The organism is Streptomyces sp. NPDC091412, from assembly GCF_044756885.1.
GTDB lineage: Bacteria > Actinomycetota > Actinomycetes > Streptomycetales > Streptomycetaceae > Streptomyces.
This window is the reverse complement of the sequence record NZ_JBIVTV010000008.1, coordinates 201,512-221,799: the sequence shown is the minus strand read 5'-3', so window position 1 is coordinate 221,799 and position 20,288 is coordinate 201,512. Positions and strand designations below refer to the sequence as shown.

Here is a 20,288-nt window from a genome sequence, read left to right as displayed (position 1 = left end):
GAAAGAGGATCCGCACAGCCATGACCGCCGCAGCCCACCGCAGCGAGCACGACCTGCTCGGCCACCGCGACGTACCCGCCGAGGCGTACTGGGGCATCCACTCCCTGCGCGCCAAGGAGAACTTCCCCATCACGGGGACGCCGATCTCCGCCTACCCGCACCTGATCGACGCCCTCGCCGCCGTCAAGGAGGCCGCCGCCCTCGCCAACGAGGAACTCGGCCTCCTGGAGCCGCGGAAGGCCGCCGCCATCGTCGAGGCCTGCCGCGAGATCCGCGACGGCAAGCTGCACGACGAGTTCGTCGTCGACGTCATCCAGGGCGGCGCCGGCACCTCCACCAACATGAACGCCAACGAGGTCGTCGCCAACCGCGCGCTGGAACTGCTCGGCCACGCCAAGGGCGAGTACCAGCACCTGCACCCCAACGAGGACGTCAACCTCGGCCAGTCCACGAACGACGTCTACCCGACCGCCGTGAAGATCGCCACGGTGTTCGCCGTACGTGGCCTGCTCAAGGCGATGGCGGTACTCCAGGACGCCTTCGCCGGGAAGGCCGTCGAGTTCCGCGACGTACTCAAGATGGGCCGCACCCAGCTCCAGGACGCCGTGCCGATGACGCTGGGGCAGGAGTTCTCCGCGTTCGCGGTCATGCTCGACGAGGACCGTCTCCGGCTCGCGGAGGCCGTCGAACTGATCCACGAGATCAACCTGGGCGCCACGGCGATCGGCACCGGTCTCAACGCCCCCGCCGGATACGCCGAGTCGGCCCGCCGCCACCTCGCCGAGATCACCGGCCTGCCGCTGGTGACGGCCGCCAACCTGGTGGAGGCCACCCAGGACTGCGGTGCCTTCGTGCAGATGTCCGGCGTGCTCAAGCGGATCGCCGTCAAGCTCTCCAAGAGCTGCAACGACCTGCGCCTGCTGTCGTCCGGGCCGCGCGCGGGCCTGGGCGAGATCAACCTGCCGCCGGTGCAGGCCGGTTCGAGCATCATGCCCGGCAAGGTCAACCCGGTGATCCCCGAGGTCGTCAACCAGGTCGCCTTCGAGGTGATCGGCAACGACGTGACCATCACCATGGCCGCCGAGGCCGGTCAGCTCCAGCTGAACGCCTTCGAGCCGGTCATCCTCCACTCCCTCTCCGAGAGCATCACGCACCTGGAGCACGCCTGCCTGACCCTCGCCGAGCGGTGCGTGGCCGGCATCACGGCCAACACGGCGCAGCTGCGGACCGCGGTGGAGAACTCCATCGGCCTGGTCACCGCCCTCAACCCGTACATCGGGTACGAGGCGGCCACCGGCATCGCCAAGGAGGCCCTGGCCACCGGCCGCGGCGTCGCCGAACTCGTCCTGGAGAAGGGCCTGCTCCCGGCCGAACGCCTTGAGTCGCTGCTGCGGCCCGAGGTGCTCGCGGGCAGCGGCTCGCCGGAGGTCTGAGCCACCACCCGCCCGGAGAGTCGGCACCTGCTCATACCGGGGCAGGCGCGCCGCTCACACGGCGGTCATGCGCGCGCCGTCCGGCCGAGGGGCGTGCGTCGCCTTCCGGCCACCAGGCGTTGACACGCTTCCCGAGTGTTGGCCATGGCTTTCCCCGTCGATCTCCGCCGCTGCCAGGCCCTCGGCCTGGCCGGTACCGCCTTCCTCGCGTTGGGCGGTCAGACCGCCGGGGCCCTGCCGGTCGCGGATCTGGTCTCTCCCGAGTCCGGGCGCGCCGCGCTCGGACTGGTGGGGGTGTACTTCGGGGTCGTTCTGCTGATCGCCGCGTGGGCGCTGCTCGGCCGGGTGATCCGCGGCCCCGAGCCGCCCACGCCCCGCGCCCTGCTGCTCGTCCTGGCCGTGTGGGCGGCGCCGCTGCTGCTGGCGCCGCCGCTGTTCAGCCGGGACGTGTACAGCTACCTCGCGCAGGGCGCCATGGTCGACGCCCATCTCGACGTGTACACGCACGGGCCGGCGCAACTCGGCGGACCGCTCGCGGCCGAGGTCGCGCCGGTGTGGCGGGACACCGCGACCCCGTACGGTCCGGTCTTCCTCGCCGTCGCCTCCGCTCTTTCCGGTCTGACCCGCGGGGAGCTGCCGGCCGGCCTGATCGGCATGCGGCTGGTCGCACTGCTCGGTGTGGCCCTCATGGCCGTCGCACTGCCCCGGCTCGCCCGGCAGTGCGGCGCCGATCCCGCCGCCGCGCTGTGGCTCGGCGCCCTCAACCCGCTGGTGCTGCTGCACCTGGTCGCCGGCGCCCACAACGACGCCATCATGCTGGGGCTGCTCGGCATCGGACTGCTCGCCGCCCGCGGCCGCCTGCACGTCCTCGGTGTCGTCCTGATCACGCTCGCCGCGCTGGTGAAGGCACCGGCCGCGCTCGGCCTGCTGGCCGTGATCGCGCTGCGCAGGCACACCGGACTGGCACGCGCGGTGGCCATGACCACCGCCGTCGCGCTCGCCACCACCGTCATGGCAACCGCCCTCACGGGTACGGGATACGGCTGGATAGCGGCCCTGCGCACACCCGTCTCCCCGCACAACTGGTCGCCCACCAGCGTCCTCGGCCGGGTCACGGGCGACGTCCTCGCACAACTGGGCAGCGGCCTCGCGCCCCTCGCCACCCCGGTCTGGCACGCGGCGGGACTTCTCGCGACCACGGCCGCCGTGCTGTTCATCTGGCTCCGGCTGCGCCCCGGCCCGATCTACGCGCTCGGCCTGAGCCTCGCCGCCGTGGCCGTCCTCGGCCCGGCGATCCGGCCCTGGTACGCCCTGTGGGGCCTGTTCCTCATCGCCGCCGCCGCGCCCAGCGCCTCCGTCCGCCACCGGGTGGCCGCCGCGACCGCCGTCCTCGCGCTCGCCGTACTGCCGAGCGGCGACCCGCCGGACCTCGCCCAGGTGGCCCTGGCGGTCTCCGGCGGCGCGCTCGCCCTGGTCGTCCTGTGGCAGGCCCACCAGACGGCTCAGGCACCGGTGCTGGGAGGAACCGCGTGAGACTGCCGCGCACCGACAGGGGACGACTCGTCCTCGTCCTGTGCCTCGCCGTGGCCGTGACCGTCTTCACCGCCACCGTGCCGCTGCTGCGCGGCTGGTTCGACCTGCGCGTCTACTACGGCGCCGTGAACGCCTGGGTGCATCACGGCGGCCGTATCTACGACTACCAGGTGCCGGGGACCACCTACGGTTTCACCTACCCGCCGTTCGCCGCCCTGAGCATGCTGCCGATGGCACTCGTCGGCCTCAACACGGCGATCACGGCCGCGCTGCTGCTCGATCTCGTCGCCGTCGCCGCCGTGCTGTGGATCCTCGTCGGCCGGGAACTGTGCCGCCACGGCTGGTTCGGCTGGGCCCTGGCGGCCTGCGCGCTGACGTTGCTCGAACCCGTACGGGACACCATCAGCTTCGGACAGGTCAACCTCCTGCTGCTGGCCCTCGTGCTCGCCGACGGCTGGCTGCTGTCCGGCGGACGTGGTCGCTGGGGCCGCTGGGCGGGGGCGGGCATAGGGCTCGCCGCGGCCGTGAAGCTCACGCCCGCCGTCTTCATCGGCCTGCTGCTGCTCGCCCGGCGCTGGCGGGCCGCCGCCGTCGCGACCGCCGTCACCGTGGTCGCCACCGTTCTCGCGGCCTGGGCGGCACCGGGCGCGTCCCGCTTCTACTGGACGCACGCCGTCTGGGACACCACCCGCGTCGGCCGCCTCGACTACGTCTCCAACCAGTCCCTCCAGGGCGTTCTCGCCCGGCTCGCGGCACCCGGCGAACCCAGCCGTGCCGTCTGGGCCCTGGCCGTCGTCCTCGTCCTGGCGGTCTGGGTGTGGCGCACGCACCGGGCCCTGCGCGCCGGTGACTGGCCGGCCGCCCTCGCCCTCACGGGACTTGTCCCCTGCCTGATCAGCCCGATCACCTGGGTGCACCATCTCGTCTGGCTGCTGCCGTCGTTCGCGGTGCTGGTGCGCGCACGCCGCCTGCGGACCGCGGCCGTCCTGTACGGGCTGCTGTGCAGCAGCGTGGTCTGGCTGTGGTTCGACGACTCCTCCGGACTCGGCGGCTTCCTCGGCAGCAACACCTATGTGTGGATCACCCTGGGCCTGCTGCTGACCCTGCCGGCCGGTCGGCCCCACACCACGAGCCGGCCCCTCGCCGGCAGCACCGCAGAACCCGCGCCCGGCGAGCCACACGCCCGCCCGTACACGACGCGGCCGTAGGCCATGCCCGCGGCACAGATACCGGACGATCTTGGTGTACGGCGCCCGTTCATCCCTCCCTCATCCCGGTTCGAGACGGAGTTAAGCCCCGGGCAGAACAGTGCTGCCGCATACCACCAGGAGGTTTCGATGAGATCGTGGCGTCGCGCGGCATCCGTCGTACTGGCCTTGAGCGCCCTCGCCTTCGCCCTGACGAACCAGTCGGCCACGGCCGACCCCGGGCACAGCCGCTTCAGTTTCGCGGTGATCGGCGACATCCCCTACGGGGACAGCCAGATCGCCGATTTCCCGAAGGTGATCAGCCAGATCAACGCTGATCCCGACGTACGGTTCGTCCACCACATCGGCGACATCAAGAACGGCTCCACCGTCTGCAGTGACGACTACTTCAAGCTGATCAAGTCGGACTTCGACACGTTCGAGGACCCGCTCGTCTACACCGTGGGCGACAACGAGTGGACCGACTGCCACCGGCCCAACAACGGAAGCTACGACCCGCTGGACCGCCTGGCCGCCATCCGCGACGTCTTCTTCCCCCAGCCGGGCCGGACACTGGGCCGCAACAGCGTCCGGGTGACCTCGCAGGCCGACCAGGGCTACCCCGAGGACGTCCGGTACACCCGGGCGAACGTCGCCTTCGCCGCCCTGCACATCGTCGGCAGTAACAACAGCATGGCGCCGTGGACCGGCAACACCTCGGCCACGCCGGAGCAGGCGGCCGAGGTGCTCGGCCGTACGGCCGCCGTGGTGCAGGAGATCCGCGAGACCTTCGCGGCCGCCGCGCACGAGCACAACAAGGCCGTCGTCCTGCTCACCCAGGCCGACATGTTCGATCCGACGGTCACCGACCCGTCCTTCGCGGACTATTACGCCTTCCAGCCGATCGTCAGGGCGATCGCCGAGGAGTCGGCCAGGTTCCGGGGCCCGGTGTACCTCTTCAACGGCGACAGCCACGTCTACACCAGCGACAAGCCGCTGGACACCGGCTCCCAGTGGCTGTCCTTCTACGGCGTCACGTCCGTCGCACCCAACCTCCACCGGGTCACCATCGACGGCTCGACCGACGTCGGCAACTGGCTGAAGGTGACGATCGATCCGGGCAGCAAGCAGGTCCTGAGCTGGACCCGGGTGCCCTTCACTCACACGAAGTGAGTCCCCTCCGGGGGACACCACACAGGGAGCGCCCAGCCTCTTACGCCGGGTGCTCCCTGTGGGCCGACGGGTCTCGGTAGCGTCGGCGGGAGCGGTCGATGTCGTGCGCGGTGACGATCCCGCCGAGGCGGCCGTTGTCCATCACCAGGATGGGCAGTCCACCGCCCGCGGCGCCGAGGCGCTCCAGTACGGAGTTCAGCAGCTCGTCGGGTGCGGCGAGAGTGCACCGGGACAGCGGGGTCGCGAGGTCCCGTACCCGCAGGCGCTCCCGCTGCCCGGGCGGTACGGTGGTCAGCCGGCGCAGTTGCAGGAGGCCGCTGGGGTGACCGTCGAAGTCCAGCAGCGGCACCACCGAGTGCCCTGTCCGGGCGGCCACCTCGGACAGGAAGCTGCCCACGGTCAGCCAGTCCGGCCCGGTGACCACCGGAGTGGTCATCGTCTGCCCCACCCGTACGCCACGCAGGGCGGTGACCAGCTCGGCCCACCGCCGTTCGGTCGCGGCGGTACCGGCTACGAACAGACCGATGGCCATCAGCCACAAGCCGCCGGTCGTGCCCCTCAGGAGCACCACCCACCCGCCGGCGGCCAGCGCCATTCCCACGACCTGTCCGCTGCGACCGGCCGCCCGCTGGGCCCGCTCGCGGTCCCCCGTACGCCACCACACGACGGCCTGGACCAGCCGCCCTCCGTCCAGGGGTGCGGCGGGCAGCAGGTTGAAGACACCCAGCAGCAGGTTCGTGCCGCCCAGCCAGCTCAGCACGGCAACGGGAATCCGCCATCCCGTCGTGGCGTCCACGCCGGCCGCCGCGCCCAGCCAGACACCGCCGAGCAGCAGGCTGGCGACCGGCCCGCTCACGGCGACCGAGAACGCCGTGCGTGCTGTCGTCGGCCGGTCCATCCGGGTCAGTCCGCCGAGCGCCCACAGCGTCACGTCCCGCACGGCTATCCCCGCCCTGCGGGCTGTCAGCGCGTGCGCGGCCTCGTGCACCACCAGACTCATCAGCAACAGCGAAGCACCGACGACCCCGGCGGCCGCGTACACGACCGGTGCCAGGCCCGCCTCATACCGGGGCAGCGTCCAGCTGGCCAGACCGTACGCGAAGAAGAGCATGACCAGCGGCACGCTCCAGTGAGCCTGAATCGCCAGCCCTCGGATGCTTCCGATCCGGATCGAACCCTTCATTCCCATCACCGCCGACAGGTCACGCCCTCCGGCCGTACCCCCGCCCTCCTTCCAGGGTCCGCCACAGACCAACGAAAGGAAACATCCATCCGAATCCCGGCAGTGATGGCCGTCGCGGGCGTACGGCGGCCGGCCGTCCAGGTCCGTGGGACACATGGCGGCCGGCCGCCGGCGTGCGGGTGCTACTCGGTGACGAAGTCGCCCATCATGGCCATGTCCTCGTGCTCCAGGTTGTGGCAGTGGAGCATGAAGGGGCCGGTGTAGTCGGTGAAACGGACGACCACTTCCACGGCCTCGGCCGGACGCAGGGACACGGTGTCCTTCCAGCCGTGGTCGTACGCCCCCGGCTCCCCGTTGTTCCGCGAGACCACCTGGAAGTGGTTGAGGTGGAGATGGACCGGGTGGTGGAAGTTGGTGGTGAACCGCCACACCTCGGTCTGCCCCAGCCCGGGCCTGGCCAGAGCACGGCCCGGCTGGTACCCCAGGCCGTTGATGGTCCACCCCTCGACCGAGCCACGGAAGTGGAAGTCCCGGGTGACCGCGGCCCGACCGGGCTCCAGCGCGACCACCTCGCTCAGCTTCTCCGGCACCGTCGTGTCGTCCTCGGGTGAGCCCGACCCCACGTCGAAGCGCATGACCTCGGCGGTCGTGCCGTCCCCGAAGCGGTTCAGCAGACGCACCTTCGTGCCCGCGCGGTACCGGGAGAAGTCGGCGACGACATCGAAGCGTTCGCCGGGTGCGATCTCCAACGCGTCGTGGGAGCGGGGCGAGGACAGCAGCCCGCCGTCGCCGCCGATCTGCCCGAAGGCGTCACCGCCCTCGGGCTGCGGGTCCAACTCCAGTTTGTACACACGGGCGTTGGAGGCGTTGAGGAACCGCAGGCGATAGCGCAGCCGCTGCACCTCGTGCACCGGCCACGGCGCTCCGTTGACCAGCACCACGTCACCCAGTACGCCGTTCATGTAGGCGTCGGTGACGCCTGGAGCGTGAAATCCCGGATCCACCATGGGGTAACGGAACGATCCGTCCTCCGCGAAGGACCGGTCCGTGATCATCAGCGGAATGTCACGCTCGCCGCTCGGCAGCGGCAGCCGGTCCTCCTCGTCGTCGTGGACGAGATGGAACCCGGCCAGCCCCATCCACACGCTCGCCCCGGTGTACCCCATGCGGTGATCGTGGTACCAGAGCGTCGCCGCGCGCTGCTTCAACGGGTAGGTGTAGCTCCGCACCCCCTCGGCGAGATCCATCGCGCCGTGGTCCACGGACATGCCGTGCTTGCCGCCGGCCATGTCCTGGACGGCGCGGTGGGCGTCGTAGGAGCCGTTGGCGGGCAGGATGAGCGAGGTCGGGTAGCCGTCGCTCGCCGCCGGGGTGTGCCCGCCGTGCAGGTGCACGACGACGGGCTGGTCCAGCTCGTTGCGGTGCCGTACCACGGTGCGCCGCCCGGAACGGGAGACGATGGTGGGCCCCGGGAACGTACCGCCGTACGTCCAGGCCTTCGTCCTGAGACCGGGCAGGATCTCCAGTTCGGCCACGCGCTGGGTGATGTCGTACGCGTCCGTGGTGCCGCTGCTGGAGGCGGGCTCCAGCAGCGGCGGCACGGGCAGGGGCACCTGGTAGGGCCGGGGCAGTTCCGCCGTGCTGCCGAGCAGGTGGCCGGGCTTGCCCTCGCTGAAATAGGAGCGCAGCAGGGGCAGGCTCGCCAGGGTCACGGCTCCCACGCCGAGGGCGGCGCCACCCGCGTTCAGGAAGGTACGTCGTCTCACGCGACCAACTCCGGTTCACGGGGCGGTGTGTCGGGCGTACCGGGGGAGTCACCGGGTGGCAGCGGGGTGCTCATCACGCGCTGGGTGAGCATCGCCGTGGCCGCGACGATGGTCACCCCGAGCACCACGTGGGCGGGCACGCTGTGCTTCACACCGAGCACCACCTGGCCGAGGAGCGCGATCAGCAGGAGGACCGAGGGGCCGAGGAGCGATGACGGGCCGCCCGCCCGGCGCACCAGGAAGGCGGCCAGAGCCAGCACCATGGCCACGCCCACGATCACGCGGGCCAGCATGCCGTGCATCTCCAGCATGTCGAAGTGCCCGCCCAGGAAGCCTCCGGCCAGGGCGACTTGGGCGAGGAGCAGCACGGACTGAAGCAGGGCGACCACACGGACGGCGAGAAGGGAACGACGTAAGGACATACGGATGCCTCAGCTCTTTGTCGATTTGAGGGATGTGCGGCACGGGAAGGGCACACAGGCGTACACAGTCGTAGAACCCGGGTCATCGAACCGCCCGGGGACTCTGGGGCGCAACCCCAATGTCGAGTTCCACGGGGTGACTTGGTGATCCCCGCGCTTGAGCGTGTGGCCCGGTCAGCGGGCTTCGATCTTGTCGAGCAGGCGCGCGAGGACACCGATGCGGTCGCTGTCGCGGGGAAGGCGGGAGAGACAGGTCTCCAGTCTGTCGACGTCGCCGATCCGCATCCTGCCCGCGCCCGCCGTGTCGACGACTGCGGTGATCGTCTTGAAGCCCCAGTACTGGCTGAAGGCGCGGTCCTCGTCGCCGAGTACGGCCTCCACCAAGGGATCGAGATGGTCGGCGTCGGGGCGCGCGTAAAGGCGCGCGTAGGCAGCGAGCCGGGTCCCGGGATCGTGGGACGTGAGCGAGTCCTCGACGTCGAAGTCCTGTTCACGGCGGGTGGCGGTCACCAGGTCCGCGAAGATCTGCTCCATCAGGTTGGTGCGCTCGGGGCTGCTCGCCATGCGTTCTCGCACCTGGGTGTATTCGGCGGCGAGTTGTGCGACGGTTCCGCCCACGGTGGAGCCGGTGGCCCCCTCGTCGTCCGCACCGCCGCCGGCCACGAAAGCGAGACGGGCGGTGCGTGATGCGTCATCAGCCGCGTGACCGGCCCGCGCGCTGCGTTCCTCGGCAGCCTCGATGCGGTCCACCAGCCGCTTGTACTGGAACTTCGTCCCGCCGGGCAGCTCGATACTGTCGAACAGTGCGCCCAGCCAGGGCACTACCGCCACCGCGAGGAGTACGGCCGTCACCGCGTCGATCTTCAGACCGGGTCTGACCGCGTGAACGATCGCGGCTCCGATCGCCGAGCACGTGATGACAGCCGCGATGACATCCCGTCGATGGTCATGGCCGCTTCGCGGGCCCGGTATCGGCTCCTCCGGCATGCCGACCACCCTGGCACACGCGGCCGCGACCCGCCGGTGAATCCGAACACCAGCGCCTCCGGCAACCCGAAGGCGGCGCCGGCCCGTTGTTGCCGCCCGCGTGGTGCGGCAACTCGGGGCCGGTGAGCCGCTGCCCGGTGGGCCCTCGTGTCACTTCCGCCAGAACAGGTGGTGCGTCACGCCGCTCGGGCTGGGCACGACCTCGAGGTGGAACCGGTCGAGCAACTCGTCGGGTGACTCCCAGAGCCGCAGCCCGGAGCCGAGCTTCACCGGGGAGACGGCGACGTGCATGGTGTCGACGAGGCCGGCGTCGAGGAACTGCCGGACGGTGGTCACCCCGCCGCCGAGTCGTACGTCCTTGCCCTGCGCCGCCTCCTTCGCCCGACCGAGGACCGTGGCCGGGTCGCCGTCGACGAAGTGGAAGGTGGTGTCGGAGAGCGTGAACGAAGGACGCTTGTGGTGCGTCATGACGAACACCGGGGTGCGGAACGGGGGCTCCTCACCCCACCAGCCGCGCCAGTCATGGTCGGACCAGGGCCCCCGCTGGGGCCCGAACTTGTTGCGGCCCATGATCTCGGCGCCGATGTTGCGCGCGTAGTCCCGCGTGAAGTAGTCGTCGAGGCCCCGGCTCCCCCCGGGATCGGTGCGCATGGGCCAGCTCGCCGTGGCACCGGCCCAGGCGAACAGCTTCTCGGGGTGGACGTGGCCGAACGGACTCTCCAAGCTCTGGTCCTCCCCGGCACCGATTCCGTCACGGGAGACGTTGAAGTTCTGCACCCTCAGTAGCTGAGCCATGTGTTCCTCCGGTGGTGTCGACAACGGTGGTGAGACTCTCCGGGTGGGGAAAACTCATCGCCGCGTCTCATGGGGGAGGAAGATGCCGGCCGCGTCGATCGCGGCACCCCCACGGCCGGCCTTTCGGGGGGAGGCGCCACTCGGATCGGCCGAGTCACCTTCGGCTCACCGAGGCAGGTTCGGTTGGCCCCCGCGTGGCCCGCCGCCCAGGACCGGCGGGCCGGCGCCTCGGAGGCGCCTACGCGAGGTAAGCGGAACGTACGCCTCCACCGTCCGGACCGGAAGACCCTCGGCTGTGTGCCGCCGCTCACACGGGCTTGGCGGACTCGCGGACCGCGGGTGTGGGAGCCCGGGTCAGAAGGTGTCCCGGGCCAGGGCGGCCAGCGTCTCGTAGTCCCAGGTGAGTGCGCCGGAGCGGAGGTCGGACGTGACCGTGTCGAGCCAGTCGAGCTCCGCGGTCAGTACGGCGCGGCGGTACTCGTCCTCCAGCATGGTGATCCGCGGCAGTGTCATCCGCCGTGCCGCCTCGGCGGCGGTGTCCAGTTCGGTGAGCTGGGCCCGCACCTGCGCGGCCCGGGTGGTCAGGTCGGCCTGCAGCTCCTGCGGCAGCAGCATCATGGTGAACGAGAGCGCGGCAGGGAACTCCGGGTACTCCGCCCGCGGGGCGGCCAGCATCTCCCGCAGCCACTCACGCGTCGCCGCGCGGCCGGCGTCCGTCACCTCGTAGACGGTGCGTTCGGGGTACTGCTGGTCCCGGCTGGTCTCGCGCACCGCGATCAGCTCGGCGTCGAGCAGCCGGTCGATGGTCCGGTACAGGCTTGCCCGCTGACTGACGTTGACGACCTGGTCCTTTCCCCACTGCTTGATCAGTCGCTGGATGCCGTACGGGTGCAGCGGCTGCATGTGCAGCAGCGAGAGAACGGTGAGGCCGAGTGGGGAGCTGCGCATGTCCCGAGCCTAGCGGAATGATCTCAGGAGAACTAGTTGACGTGTTACTAGTTTCACTGCAACTATCAATCCATGACGACGCCGACCCGGCTCGCGTCCGCCGAGCGCATGCACGCGGACCACGCCACCGTGAAGCACCTGGGCCACTGGACCGAGGCCACCGAGTTCGACGTGCGCGCCCGCCACGCCAATGTCGTGCTGGACCTGCGCTCCCCGAACATCGCCTGGGACGAGCCGCTGACCATGGATGTGGAACTCGTCCGTGGCGCGATCACCTTGCTGCTGCCCGACGAGGTCGCCGTGGACAGGCGGGACCTCACCTTCGCCCGCCGCGGCCGGGTGAAGGACGCGCAGCCCGGCGCCGGTACGGCGCGGCTGCGGCTGGCCGGAACGGTGAGCGACGGTGAGATCCGGATCCGGCGCGGCGGGACCGCCCAGCTCACCGCCATGTGCTCCCGCGCCTACCTGGACGACCTGCGCCGCGCCCACCGCGAAGGCGGCCTGCCCACCGTCGACGACCCCACCCGGGAGAGGACCCGCTGACATGACCCGCACCCGCACCGCCATCGTCGTGGGCGGCGGCATCGCCGGCCCGGTAGCGGCTCTCGCGCTGCGCCGGGCCGGGATCGAGGCCACCGTGCACGAATCCCACCCCCCGACCGCCGACGGCATCGGTGGCGCCCTGAGCGTCGCCCCCAACGGCCGGGCCGCTCTCGGCCTGGTCGGACTCGACCGGGTCGGCGTCCCGATGAACGCCATCGTGCTCCAGAACCACAAGGGCCGGGCCATCACCGAACTCCGCCAGCCCATGGAGTTCACCTGGCGTGCCGACCTCCAGAGGCGGCTCTACGACCTGGCCCTGCATCAGGGTGTCCCGGTCCACCACGGCCACGAACTCGTCGACCTCCGCGACAGCGGCACCGGCATCAGGGCCGTCTTCGCCGACGGCACCACCAGCGAGGAGGCCGACGTCCTGATCGGTGCGGACGGCCTGCGCTCCACCGTCCGCCGGCTGATCGACCCCCGGGCTCCCCAGCCGCGCTACTCCGGATTGCTCGGCTTCGGCGCCCGTGTCGACGGCGCCGGACTGCCGCCCACCGGCGACCGGATGTACATGGCCTTCGGGCGCCGCGCCTTCTTCGGGTACCAGACCTTCGACGACGGCACCGGCGTCTGGTTCGCCAACCTCCCCCACCCCTACGCGACGTGGCAGCAGGTGCGGCAGACCCCGAACGAGGAGTGGCTGCGTCGGCTGGGCGAGGCGTTCGCCGGTGACACCGTCCCCGCCCTGGACCTGCTGCGGCGCACCCCGCCCGACGCCCTGGTCACCGCAGGCCCCATGGAGGACCTGCCGCACGTCCCGCACTGGCACCGCGGCCGGATCGTGCTGGTGGGCGACTCCGCCCACGCCACCTCTCCAAGCTCCGGCCAGGGCGCCTCACTCGCTGCGGAAAGTGCCGTCGAACTCGCCCGCGCGCTCCGGGACCTGCCGCACTCTCAAGCCTTCGCCGCCTACGAGCGCGCCCGCCGCGCCCGGGTCGAGCGGGTCATCGCCCAGGCCGCCCGCACCAACAGCGGGAAGGCCGCCGGGGCTGTCGGCCGGGTGTTCCGCGACGCTCTCCTGCCGCTCTTCGCGCGCCTCGCCACCCCCGAGAAGATGGCATGGCAGTACGACCACCGGATCCACTGGGACACCGCCGTCGCCACCTGAGGAACGGACCGCATCGAGCAGAGCCGCACGACTCCGGCAGTCACGAAGTCGCCGGGGTCGCGTGCTGCCGCGCCCCCCGCGGCAGGCACGGCGTCGAACTGTCCCCGTGCGCGCGGCCGCTGCGGCGGGAGAGTCATGCCCCGGTGGTTGTGCCCACTGTGCGGACGGCCGGAGCGACGGGGGCGCCGTTCCGGCGCGCCGAGCTGAGCGCGGCCTCGACCACCGCGACGGCCGCGTGGATGTCGGCCGCCGTGACCAGGGGAGTGCGTCCGTGGCGGATGTCGTCGCGGAACTCGGTGAACAGCCGGCGCAGTGCCATCACCCCGGCGGGTCCGCCGACCCGGCGGGAGACGCCGGCGCCGTCCGCACCGCGTACGGACACGGAGGGAGCGTCCTCGTCGGCGAGTACGTGGCCGTGCGAGCCGAGTACGCGCAGGGTGGACGAGACGGGGGCCGGGCCGATGCCGGCCGGTGTGCGGGCCACGGTGGCGGTCGCCACCACTCCGTTGCGCAGGCGGAGCGAGAGCACCGCCGCGTCCTCGACACCGTGGGCGCCGTGCGGGCCGTCGAACAGCGGCGCGTGGGGCGCGGCACTGCTGAAGGCGACGACCTCGTCCACGTCCAGGCCGGTCAGGTGCCGGACCGCCAGGGCCGGATACCACCCGAAGTTCATCAGTTCGCCGCCGCCGGACAGGGCGGGGTCGCAGACGAGTTCGGGGCGCTCGACCGTGGTGCCGTCGAGTCCGCCGGCCGCGAGCCACTCCGCGTCGACGGTCAGGGGCAGGCCGATCGCGCCGGAGTCCACGATGCGCCGGGCCCGTACGAGCTGCGGAGAGTAGAGGCGGTGGACGGCGGTGAGCAGTCCGCGGGAGCGGTCGGCGGCGTCCCACAGGCGCTGCGCGCCACGGGTGTCGGTCGCGGCGGGCTTGTCGACGATGACGTGGCGGTCCGCTTCGAGCGCTCTCAGCGCGAGTTCGACGTGCCGCGTGGGTTCGCTGCACACGAGGGCGATGTCGCAGGAGGCGAGGCCCTGGTCCAGGTCGAGCAGCGGAATGCCCGTCGTGCGGGCGAGGGCGGCACTGTCCTCCGCGAAGGGGCTGTCGGCGGTGTCGGCGCAGCCGATCACCTCCATGCCGGGCAGGGACCGCAGCAGCGGCACGTAGTCACGGGCGTGCCGGACTCCGGATGCGATGAGGATCCTCATGTCAGCAGACCTCCTTGACGTCGACGGGGCGGCCTTCGTCCGCGCTGAGCTGTGCCGCCAGGGCGGCGGCCAGAGCGGCACGTACCTGGTGGGGCGCGGTCAGCGGGGCGGCCACCCCGTCGAGCACGTCGCGCAGGTGCCTGGTCTGCTCCGTCATGGCGCCGTCGATCGAGGCGGGGGCGACCGGCGGCGCGGAGTGCGCTCTCGGCTCGTCCTCACTGCTGTGGTGCAGGGTGCCGGCCGTGCCCGACAGCACGAGCCGGCGGACGAACGTGCCGCGTGCCGCCAGGGCGTAGCACAGTTCGACGGTGGCGAGGGCGCCGCCGGCGAAGCGTACGAGGATCTGGAAGCTGTCGGGGGTCGGCATCCCGGGCGCCCATGTGCGGCAGGGGCGGGCGAAGACGCGGACCGGCTCGTCGTCCATGAGCCAGGTCAGCAGGTCGAGGGCGTGCACGCCGTTGTGGGCGACATGGCCTCCGGAGCGGGCCGGGTTCAGCTGCCAGCCGCGCCAGCCTCCGGGCCAGACGTGCCCGGTGTACCAGGTGAGGTGGGCCAGGCGGGGTGTGCCGATCGCGCCCTCGGTGACCGCCCGGGCGATTTCCAGGTGGACGGGCTGGAAGCGGGCCGTCTGGGCGACGAGCAGGGGCCGGCCGGCGGCCTCCGCGGCCGCGAGGACCCGGTCGACGTCGGCCACCTTCAGCGCGGCGGGCTTCTCCAGGAGGACGGCGCGTCCGGCCTGGAGCGCCGCCACGGAGAACTCGGCATGCGATTCGGGGGAGGTGCACACGGCGGTGACGTCGATGCCGTCGGACCACGCGCTCGCCGGGTCGGTGGACCAGGTGGCTCCCTCGGCGAGAGCCGCCAGCGCGGCGGCCCGCTCGGGGTGCCGGTCGACCACGTGGGCCAGCCGCATCCCCGGGACGCCCGCGAGCGCGGCGACGTGGTCACGGGCGATGGCACCGGCACCGAGGACGGCCACGCGATGGTCGCGCGGCCGCTGTCCGGGGTCCTCCGATTCCTTCTGCCCGGGCTCTTCGGGCCCTTCGGGCTCTCCGGGCACGGCGGCCTCTCCGGGCACGGGGACAGAGCGCACGCACGGCTCCTCACACTCGACTTCTCGCCTTGGAGTTCAGACGTCAGACATCGTATGTCCAAATCGTGAATTCCGGGAGGGGTGCCGTCTGCCGGCCCTCAGGTGGCGGGCCCGATCCACACCATGAGGTGGTCGGCCCGATCCACACCATGAGGCGGAAGGGTTTTTCAGGAAAGGTCACCCATCAGGACCGGCCCGCGTCGCGTACCGGACACGCAGTGCGGACGATGAGGTCATGCGCCCTCAGTCGACGGAAGACGTGCCGCCGTCCCATCACCATGTCCGCCCGGACAGGCGGTACTTCGCCCGGGCCTCGGTCGCCGTGACGTTCGCTCTCGCAGTCGGCGTGCTGACCGGATGCGGCAACAGCGGCGGTGGTTCCACGGTCAGCCCGGGGCCGACTCCTCCCAACACGGCGTCGTTCTCGTCCCAGCCGCTGCCGTCGGCGCTGGCGTCCTCCGCGTCGTCGGCCATCGCCTCCGCCCGTGCCTCGGCGTCGGCGGCGGCCTCGTCCGCGTCCGCGCGTGCCTCGGAGTTCGAGGCGTCGGTGTCGGCCGAGACCGCCCGGCGGGCCGCGGCCGCCGAGAAGGCGCTCAAGGGTGTCAAGGGAGGCGGCAACGCGCGGTCGGAGGTGAGCCTGACCGGAGTGCCCAGGGCGCAGACCGGCGGTGTGCTGGCCTCCCTGGTCACCATCACCAACAAGACCGACCGCAAGGCGTCCTACGCCGTGCAGGTCGACTTCGTGGACGCGCAGGGGCACGTGGTCGAGACCCGCTACGCAGGCGCGGAGAACCTGGAACCCGGCAAGCGTGAGCAGCCCATCGTGTTCAGCCGGAAACCTCCCGAGCCCAAGCTGACGCCCCGGCTGGCCAAGGCCGAGCGCTACTGAGCGGTTCGGTGGTGTGCGGAAACCCGTTCCGCGTTGGGCCGCCCGGGTGGTAACAGCTGTTACCATCGGTGGATGGCGAAGACACAGCTGGGCGTGCGCGTCGATGACGACATCAAGGAACTGGCCGAAGCGCGTGCGAGGGACCGCGGCCTGAGCCTCGGTGACTACATCGCCGGCCTGGTGCGGGAGGACACCAGCGGGCTGCGGCAGCGGGGCCTGGAAGCCGCGCGGCGCTTCCTCGACGAGCACCAGAGTCTCTTCGACGAGACGGAAGAGGCCGATCTCCGCCCCCGGGGAGCGCACGCCGCGTAATGGAACTGCACATCGACGTCCCCTGGATCCTGCAGGTCGCCGAACTCGCGGGAGCGGGGGACCCCGCCCCCGACGACTACGGGGTGCCCGTGGCCGCGGTCGCCTGCCACCGTGCCGAACTGCTGGGAACACCCGTCTACGACGGCCCCTACGCCCGCGCCGCCGCCCTCGTGCACATCCTCGGCCGCTGTCGCTGGCTCGAGCGCTCCAACATGGCCGTGGCCGCGGCGACGGGTGTGATGTACCTGGAGGCCTCCGGCATCCCGGTCAAGCCCACCCGCGAGGACGCCATCGCCCTGCGCGACCTGCTACGCGATCCCGGCTGCACCGCCCAGAGGATCGCCGGCCTGCTGCGCGCCTGGCCGCAGGCCACCTGATCCGCGCTCCCCGGGCAGCCGCACGGCGAGCGCCCTCCCGTACCGGCCGCATCAGACCTGCCGCCCCGCACCGGGCGGCTCTGCCGCCTTCCGGCGCGCTCGGCGCAACGCCGTGGCGCTGAGCGGCCAGAAACGATCCGCCGGCCGGGTGAAGGTGTCAAGGGTTCCAGGCGCACTTTTCCCTGCGGGCGGGCGCTGAATTGAACTAGTTGTTTAAAACGGCCTGTTGACTTCCCTGTGTGTGCTGCCCCACCCTCGTCTCATGGCGTCGACTTCTGATCAGCACACCGACCCCTTCACGCCTCCGCATCCGGAGCAGGCGCGGGCGCGGCGCGTCTACGCGTCCCTGCTCCGGATCGCCGAGCGGCACGCGGCTACCGACGAGCAACGCCGGCGACAGGTCCACCCCTCGGTCGTCGCGCCGCACGAGGCCGTCCGACTCGTGTCGTTCCTGCTCAGCGGGGCGGCGCAGCCGGATGACGGCGAACCGGAGGTGGATCGGGCCGACATCACGGCCGCGTTGAGTCTCGTCCCGCTGGTTCGCGGGGAAATGGACGAACTGGAGACCGGACTGCTCCAGATGGCACGAGGCCGTGGCATGACCTGGCAGGAGATCGCCTTCGGGCTCGGGCTCGGCACCCCGCAGGCGGCCAGGCAGCGGTACGAGCGACTGGCCGGGCGTGCCGCAGCCGACGCGGAGAACCCGGAGTAGAGGAGCCGGCCTCGGGGCTGCCCGGCCTGTTTCCTCGGGTCTGCCGACTCCGCGTCGGGCAGCAGCGGTTCAGCGCACGACGAGCGTGGCCTTATGCGGCGGATTCGGACTGGGTCTCGGCCTTGGGGGCTGCCGTGGGCTCCGGCGGGTTGGGAGCGGTGTAGAAGACGGACGTGCCCTGCTTGCTGCGTTGAGCCTGGCTCCTGGCCACAAGGTTTTCGAGAGTGGTGCGCACGACGTTGGTTTTGATGTCGCGGTCGGAGTGTGCCTGGCCGAGTGCCGTGGCGATTTCCGCCGCGGAGCGCGGCTCGCTCTGTTCGGTCAGGTGGCGGCGGACGAGTTCGGCCAGAGTGGGTTGTGCCTTCTTCGCGGCGGCGTCGTTCTTGGGCGCGGGGCTTTTGGCGGATTGCTTCTTGGCCGTGGGCTGTTTCGCGGTCTCAGTCTTCGCCGTCTTCGCAGTCTTCGCCTTCTTGCGAGGTTCGGCAGTGGCCTTCTTCCGGGGAGAGGGCACGGAGGCGCTGCCGACGGACGCGGGCTCGGGGGCCGCTGCCGCGATGCCAAGTGCCTGCTGCATGCTCACCAGCAGGGTGTGGTCGTGCTGAAGGGCGTCCAACTGTGACTGCAACGCCGTGATTTCCGCCGTGATGCGTTCCTGCTCCTTGACGTTGCGCTCGAGGTCGCTGGTTACCTGGTTGATGTACTGGGACGTCAACTCGGTGGCGGGAAGCGTGGTTTCAGGCATCCTTCTCTCCTTGCTCCGTGCCGGGCGAAGCCTGCGTGCCAGGTGCAGAGAGTCAGGCGGCAGGTACTCCGGCTGGGGGGTCTGGCCCAGTGATGATAGGCCGGGTATATCACTTGTTGACCGCCCACTTCGGCCAGTATGACGTTCAGCCCTTGCCGCGCGAGCGGATTCACGCTCAAGTGGAGGCATTACCAGGCCAAGAAGCATTGCCGCCGAGTGGCTGTGTGGCCGGGCAACCATGTGTGCGCGGGCATTCCCCGAATTCGCGGCCGTCGCCCGGCCGCAACGCGGCTTCCTGGTGCGGGCGGTGCGGTTCATGGCACGCGACGCGGGCATGCGCCACGCCCACGCCGGCGTGCTGTTGTCCAGCACGCCACACGGAAAGTGCGCCCACCTCGACGCCGATGTGCGCGATCCGCGGAAGGTCCTCACCCAGGCGGCCCGGACGCTGGACCTCGACCGGCCGGCCGGAGGACTTCCTCACAGGCCGGAGGGCCGGATCACGCTGCCGTGACCCGGCCCCCGGCCCGAACGTTCCGGGGCGGCGCCGCTCCCCCGCGGTGGCGCCCCGTTCGTGCTCACGCCGCCGCCGGCCGCTCCGCCAGGAGATATCGCGTCCAGGGCCGCACGTCGGCGAACCGCGGCTCGGTGAACCCGACGGCACGGAGCACGTCCGCGTACTGCCGCACGTCGGCGGCGGACAGGGGATCCTCCGGCACCTGCCCGTGCGCGACACCGTGGACCATCATCCCGGCGATGGCGCGGGTCACCCGGGGAGCCACCGGGCCGCTGGGGCCGCCTCACCGGCGGGGTCAGTGTGACGGATCCCGCACCGCGCCCCTTGCGGAAAGGGTGGCCCGCACCCTCACCAGGGCCGATCGTGGACGATATGAACGATCACCGCACGGCACCCGGTGAGGTCCGCCGTTTCTGGGGCCGGCTCGGTCTCACCGGGCTGGTCGACGTCCATACGCACTTCATGCCCGAGCGCGTCCTGCACAAGGTCTGGGACTACTTCGACGCGCAGGGACCGCTGACCGGTGGGCTCGAGTGGCCGATCGCCTACCGGAAGGACGAGGCGGCTCGTACGGCCGCTCTGCGGGAGTTCGGCGTCAGGGCCTTCACCGCGATGCTCTACCCGCACAAACCAGGCATGGCCCGGTGGCTGAACGGATGGGCGGCCGACTTCGCCCGTCGCACCCCCGACTGCCTGCACACCGCCACCCTGTACCCCGAGCCGGACGTCGAGACGTACGTCCGCGAGGCCGTCGAAGCGGGCGCCCGCGTGTTCAAGGCGCATGTACAGGTGGGGGCCTACGACCCGGCCGACGAACTTCTCCAGCAGGCATGGGGGTTGCTCGCCGAGGCGCGGATCCCGGTGGTGATCCACTGCGGCTCGGGGCCCGCCCCCGGCAAGCACACCGGCCCCGAGCCGATCGCCCGGGTGCTGGCGCGGCACCCGGAACTGCGCCTGATCGTCGCGCACATGGGGATGCCCGAGTACGAGGACTTCCTCGGCCTCGCCGAGCGGTACGGGCAGGTGCGGCTGGACACGACGATGGCGTTCACCGACTTCACCGAGGGATTCATGCCGTTCCCGCGCCGGGCCCTGCCCCGGCTCGCGGCGCTCGGCGACCGCGTCCTGCTCGGCTCCGACTTCCCCAACATCCCCTATCCCTACGTACATCAGCTCGACGCCCTGGAGCGGCTGGGGCTCGGACCGGAGTGGCTGCGGGCCGTGTGCCACGACAACGCGGCAGGACTGTTCGGGCTGTGACGCGCAAGCGACGACAGCCCGCGAGCGTATGCCCGTTGCACTCG

21 protein-coding genes and 1 pseudogene are annotated in these 20,288 nt (G+C 71.3%); 12 read left to right on the top strand and 10 right to left on the bottom strand.

What is annotated here, in order from left to right; genetic code table 11:
* Positions 1–20 precede the first annotated feature (20 nt).
* The 4 genes from aspA (at position 21) to ACIQMV_RS21710 (ending at position 5,326) form a co-directional block, all read left to right on the top strand.
* Positions 21–1,433 (top strand): aspartate ammonia-lyase, encoded by a 1,413-nt coding sequence (gene aspA, locus ACIQMV_RS21725; protein ID WP_141364962.1) that lies wholly within the window; start codon positions 21–23, stop codon positions 1,431–1,433.
* 144 nt (positions 1,434–1,577) lie between these two features.
* Positions 1,578–2,966: a polyprenol phosphomannose-dependent alpha 1,6 mannosyltransferase MptB gene (mptB, locus tag ACIQMV_RS21720; protein ID WP_402594771.1), complete on the top strand. Its 1,389-nt coding sequence runs from the start codon at positions 1,578–1,580 to the stop codon at positions 2,964–2,966.
* Positions 2,963–4,174: a glycosyltransferase 87 family protein gene (locus tag ACIQMV_RS21715; RefSeq protein WP_402594769.1), complete on the top strand. Its 1,212-nt coding sequence runs from the start codon at positions 2,963–2,965 to the stop codon at positions 4,172–4,174. Before mptB ends, ACIQMV_RS21715 begins: the two co-directional genes overlap by 4 nt.
* A gap of 129 nt (positions 4,175–4,303) precedes the next feature.
* Positions 4,304–5,326 (top strand): metallophosphoesterase, encoded by a 1,023-nt coding sequence (locus tag ACIQMV_RS21710; RefSeq protein WP_402594767.1) that lies wholly within the window; start codon positions 4,304–4,306, stop codon positions 5,324–5,326.
* A gap of 604 nt (positions 5,327–5,930) precedes the next feature.
* On the opposite strand, the pseudogene ACIQMV_RS21705 reads toward ACIQMV_RS21710, so the two are convergent.
* From ACIQMV_RS21705 to ACIQMV_RS21680, 6 genes and pseudogenes are all read right to left on the bottom strand, one after another.
* A pseudogene (locus tag ACIQMV_RS21705) lies at positions 5,931–6,326 on the bottom strand (site-2 protease family protein); the annotation flags it as partial.
* 365 nt (positions 6,327–6,691) lie between these two features.
* Positions 6,692–8,275: a multicopper oxidase family protein gene (locus ACIQMV_RS21700; RefSeq protein ID WP_402594765.1), complete on the bottom strand. Its 1,584-nt coding sequence runs from the start codon at positions 8,273–8,275 to the stop codon at positions 6,692–6,694.
* Positions 8,272–8,697, bottom strand: coding sequence for a hypothetical protein (locus tag ACIQMV_RS21695; protein WP_402594763.1), 426 nt, complete (start codon positions 8,695–8,697; stop codon positions 8,272–8,274). Before ACIQMV_RS21695 ends, ACIQMV_RS21700 begins: the two co-directional genes overlap by 4 nt.
* Positions 8,698–8,871: 174 nt before the next feature.
* The gene (locus ACIQMV_RS21690) at positions 8,872–9,549 is read right to left on the bottom strand and encodes a hypothetical protein (RefSeq protein WP_402594761.1); all 678 of its coding nucleotides are present in this window, start codon (positions 9,547–9,549) and stop codon (positions 8,872–8,874) included.
* A 285-nt stretch (positions 9,550–9,834) separates the two neighbouring features.
* Complete coding sequence (locus ACIQMV_RS21685; RefSeq protein ID WP_402594759.1) at positions 9,835–10,479, bottom strand: dihydrofolate reductase family protein; 645 nt, start codon at positions 10,477–10,479, stop codon at positions 9,835–9,837.
* 354 nt (positions 10,480–10,833) lie between these two features.
* The gene (locus ACIQMV_RS21680) at positions 10,834–11,427 is read right to left on the bottom strand and encodes a PadR family transcriptional regulator (protein WP_141364977.1); all 594 of its coding nucleotides are present in this window, start codon (positions 11,425–11,427) and stop codon (positions 10,834–10,836) included.
* Positions 11,428–11,499: 72 nt separating this feature from the next.
* Between ACIQMV_RS21680 and ACIQMV_RS21675 the strand changes: the two genes are divergently transcribed.
* Both ACIQMV_RS21675 and ACIQMV_RS21670 read left to right on the top strand, forming a co-directional pair.
* Complete coding sequence (locus ACIQMV_RS21675; RefSeq protein WP_402594757.1) at positions 11,500–11,970, top strand: hypothetical protein; 471 nt, start codon at positions 11,500–11,502, stop codon at positions 11,968–11,970.
* A 1-nt stretch (position 11,971) separates the two neighbouring features.
* Positions 11,972–13,138, top strand: coding sequence for an FAD-dependent oxidoreductase (locus tag ACIQMV_RS21670; RefSeq protein ID WP_402594755.1), 1,167 nt, complete (start codon positions 11,972–11,974; stop codon positions 13,136–13,138).
* 133 nt (positions 13,139–13,271) lie between these two features.
* Here the strand turns inward: ACIQMV_RS21670 and ACIQMV_RS21665 are convergent, their stop codons facing one another.
* On the bottom strand, positions 13,272–14,342 hold the full coding sequence (locus ACIQMV_RS21665; protein WP_402594754.1) for a Gfo/Idh/MocA family protein: 1,071 nt from the start codon (positions 14,340–14,342) through the stop codon (positions 13,272–13,274).
* Position 14,343: 1 nt separating this feature from the next.
* The gene (locus ACIQMV_RS21660; RefSeq protein WP_402594752.1) at positions 14,344–15,435 is read right to left on the bottom strand and encodes a Gfo/Idh/MocA family protein; all 1,092 of its coding nucleotides are present in this window, start codon (positions 15,433–15,435) and stop codon (positions 14,344–14,346) included.
* A 235-nt stretch (positions 15,436–15,670) separates the two neighbouring features.
* Between ACIQMV_RS21660 and ACIQMV_RS21655 the strand changes: the two genes are divergently transcribed.
* The 4 genes from ACIQMV_RS21655 to ACIQMV_RS21640 all read left to right on the top strand — a co-directional run bounded on the left by ACIQMV_RS21655 (position 15,671) and on the right by ACIQMV_RS21640 (position 17,725).
* The gene (locus tag ACIQMV_RS21655) at positions 15,671–16,324 is read left to right on the top strand and encodes an FxLYD domain-containing protein (protein ID WP_402594750.1); all 654 of its coding nucleotides are present in this window, start codon (positions 15,671–15,673) and stop codon (positions 16,322–16,324) included.
* Between the two features lie 72 nt (positions 16,325–16,396).
* Positions 16,397–16,636 (top strand): hypothetical protein, encoded by a 240-nt coding sequence (locus ACIQMV_RS21650; protein ID WP_225078774.1) that lies wholly within the window; start codon positions 16,397–16,399, stop codon positions 16,634–16,636.
* Positions 16,636–17,013 carry a fic family toxin-antitoxin system, toxin component gene (locus ACIQMV_RS21645; protein ID WP_402594748.1) on the top strand — a complete coding sequence of 126 codons (378 nt, stop codon included), beginning with the start codon at positions 16,636–16,638 and terminating at the stop codon, positions 17,011–17,013. The genes ACIQMV_RS21650 and ACIQMV_RS21645 overlap by 1 nt, the downstream gene beginning before the upstream one ends.
* A 262-nt stretch (positions 17,014–17,275) precedes the next feature.
* A complete protein-coding gene (locus tag ACIQMV_RS21640) occupies positions 17,276–17,725 on the top strand; it encodes a DNA-binding protein (protein WP_141364987.1) in 450 nt (149 codons plus the stop codon).
* A gap of 91 nt (positions 17,726–17,816) precedes the next feature.
* On the opposite strand, the gene ACIQMV_RS21635 is transcribed toward ACIQMV_RS21640, so the two are convergent.
* On the bottom strand, positions 17,817–18,467 hold the full coding sequence (locus tag ACIQMV_RS21635; RefSeq protein WP_402594746.1) for a hypothetical protein: 651 nt from the start codon (positions 18,465–18,467) through the stop codon (positions 17,817–17,819).
* A gap of 316 nt (positions 18,468–18,783) precedes the next feature.
* On the opposite strand from ACIQMV_RS21635, the gene ACIQMV_RS21630 reads away from it, so the two are divergent.
* Positions 18,784–18,981 (top strand): SAM-dependent methyltransferase, encoded by a 198-nt coding sequence (locus ACIQMV_RS21630; protein WP_402594744.1) that lies wholly within the window; start codon positions 18,784–18,786, stop codon positions 18,979–18,981.
* A 64-nt stretch (positions 18,982–19,045) separates the two neighbouring features.
* Here ACIQMV_RS21630 and ACIQMV_RS21625 read toward each other — a convergent pair whose 3' ends face one another.
* The gene (locus tag ACIQMV_RS21625) at positions 19,046–19,237 is read right to left on the bottom strand and encodes a hypothetical protein (RefSeq protein ID WP_402594742.1); all 192 of its coding nucleotides are present in this window, start codon (positions 19,235–19,237) and stop codon (positions 19,046–19,048) included.
* 119 nt (positions 19,238–19,356) lie between these two features.
* Between ACIQMV_RS21625 and ACIQMV_RS21620 the strand changes: the two genes are divergently transcribed.
* Entirely contained in the window at positions 19,357–20,244 is an 888-nt protein-coding gene (locus ACIQMV_RS21620) for an amidohydrolase family protein (protein WP_141364995.1), read from the top strand.
* Positions 20,245–20,288 lie beyond the last annotated feature (44 nt).

Excerpts from the sequence above, each read along its gene's own strand:
- ACIQMV_RS21650 (WP_225078774.1), top strand. The coding sequence starts at position 16,397 with ATGGCGAAGACACAGCTGGGCGTGCGCGTCGATGACGACATCAAGGAA.
- ACIQMV_RS21655 (WP_402594750.1), top strand. The coding sequence starts at position 15,671 with ATGCGCCCTCAGTCGACGGAAGACGTGCCGCCGTCCCATCACCATGTC.
- ACIQMV_RS21640 (WP_141364987.1), top strand. The coding sequence starts at position 17,276 with ATGGCGTCGACTTCTGATCAGCACACCGACCCCTTCACGCCTCCGCAT.
- ACIQMV_RS21670 (WP_402594755.1), top strand. The coding sequence starts at position 11,972 with ATGACCCGCACCCGCACCGCCATCGTCGTGGGCGGCGGCATCGCCGGC.
- ACIQMV_RS21645 (WP_402594748.1), top strand. The coding sequence starts at position 16,636 with ATGGAACTGCACATCGACGTCCCCTGGATCCTGCAGGTCGCCGAACTC.
- mptB (WP_402594771.1), top strand. The coding sequence starts at position 1,578 with ATGGCTTTCCCCGTCGATCTCCGCCGCTGCCAGGCCCTCGGCCTGGCC.
- aspA (WP_141364962.1), top strand. The coding sequence starts at position 21 with ATGACCGCCGCAGCCCACCGCAGCGAGCACGACCTGCTCGGCCACCGC.
- ACIQMV_RS21665 (WP_402594754.1), bottom strand. The coding sequence starts at position 14,342 with ATGAGGATCCTCATCGCATCCGGAGTCCGGCACGCCCGTGACTACGTG.
- ACIQMV_RS21680 (WP_141364977.1), bottom strand. The coding sequence starts at position 11,427 with ATGCGCAGCTCCCCACTCGGCCTCACCGTTCTCTCGCTGCTGCACATG.
- ACIQMV_RS21630 (WP_402594744.1), top strand. The coding sequence starts at position 18,784 with ATGGCACGCGACGCGGGCATGCGCCACGCCCACGCCGGCGTGCTGTTG.
- ACIQMV_RS21675 (WP_402594757.1), top strand. The coding sequence starts at position 11,500 with ATGACGACGCCGACCCGGCTCGCGTCCGCCGAGCGCATGCACGCGGAC.
- ACIQMV_RS21710 (WP_402594767.1), top strand. The coding sequence starts at position 4,304 with ATGAGATCGTGGCGTCGCGCGGCATCCGTCGTACTGGCCTTGAGCGCC.
- ACIQMV_RS21685 (WP_402594759.1), bottom strand. The coding sequence starts at position 10,479 with ATGGCTCAGCTACTGAGGGTGCAGAACTTCAACGTCTCCCGTGACGGA.
- ACIQMV_RS21635 (WP_402594746.1), bottom strand. The coding sequence starts at position 18,467 with ATGCCTGAAACCACGCTTCCCGCCACCGAGTTGACGTCCCAGTACATC.
- ACIQMV_RS21695 (WP_402594763.1), bottom strand. The coding sequence starts at position 8,697 with ATGTCCTTACGTCGTTCCCTTCTCGCCGTCCGTGTGGTCGCCCTGCTT.
- ACIQMV_RS21620 (WP_141364995.1), top strand. The coding sequence starts at position 19,357 with ATGAACGATCACCGCACGGCACCCGGTGAGGTCCGCCGTTTCTGGGGC.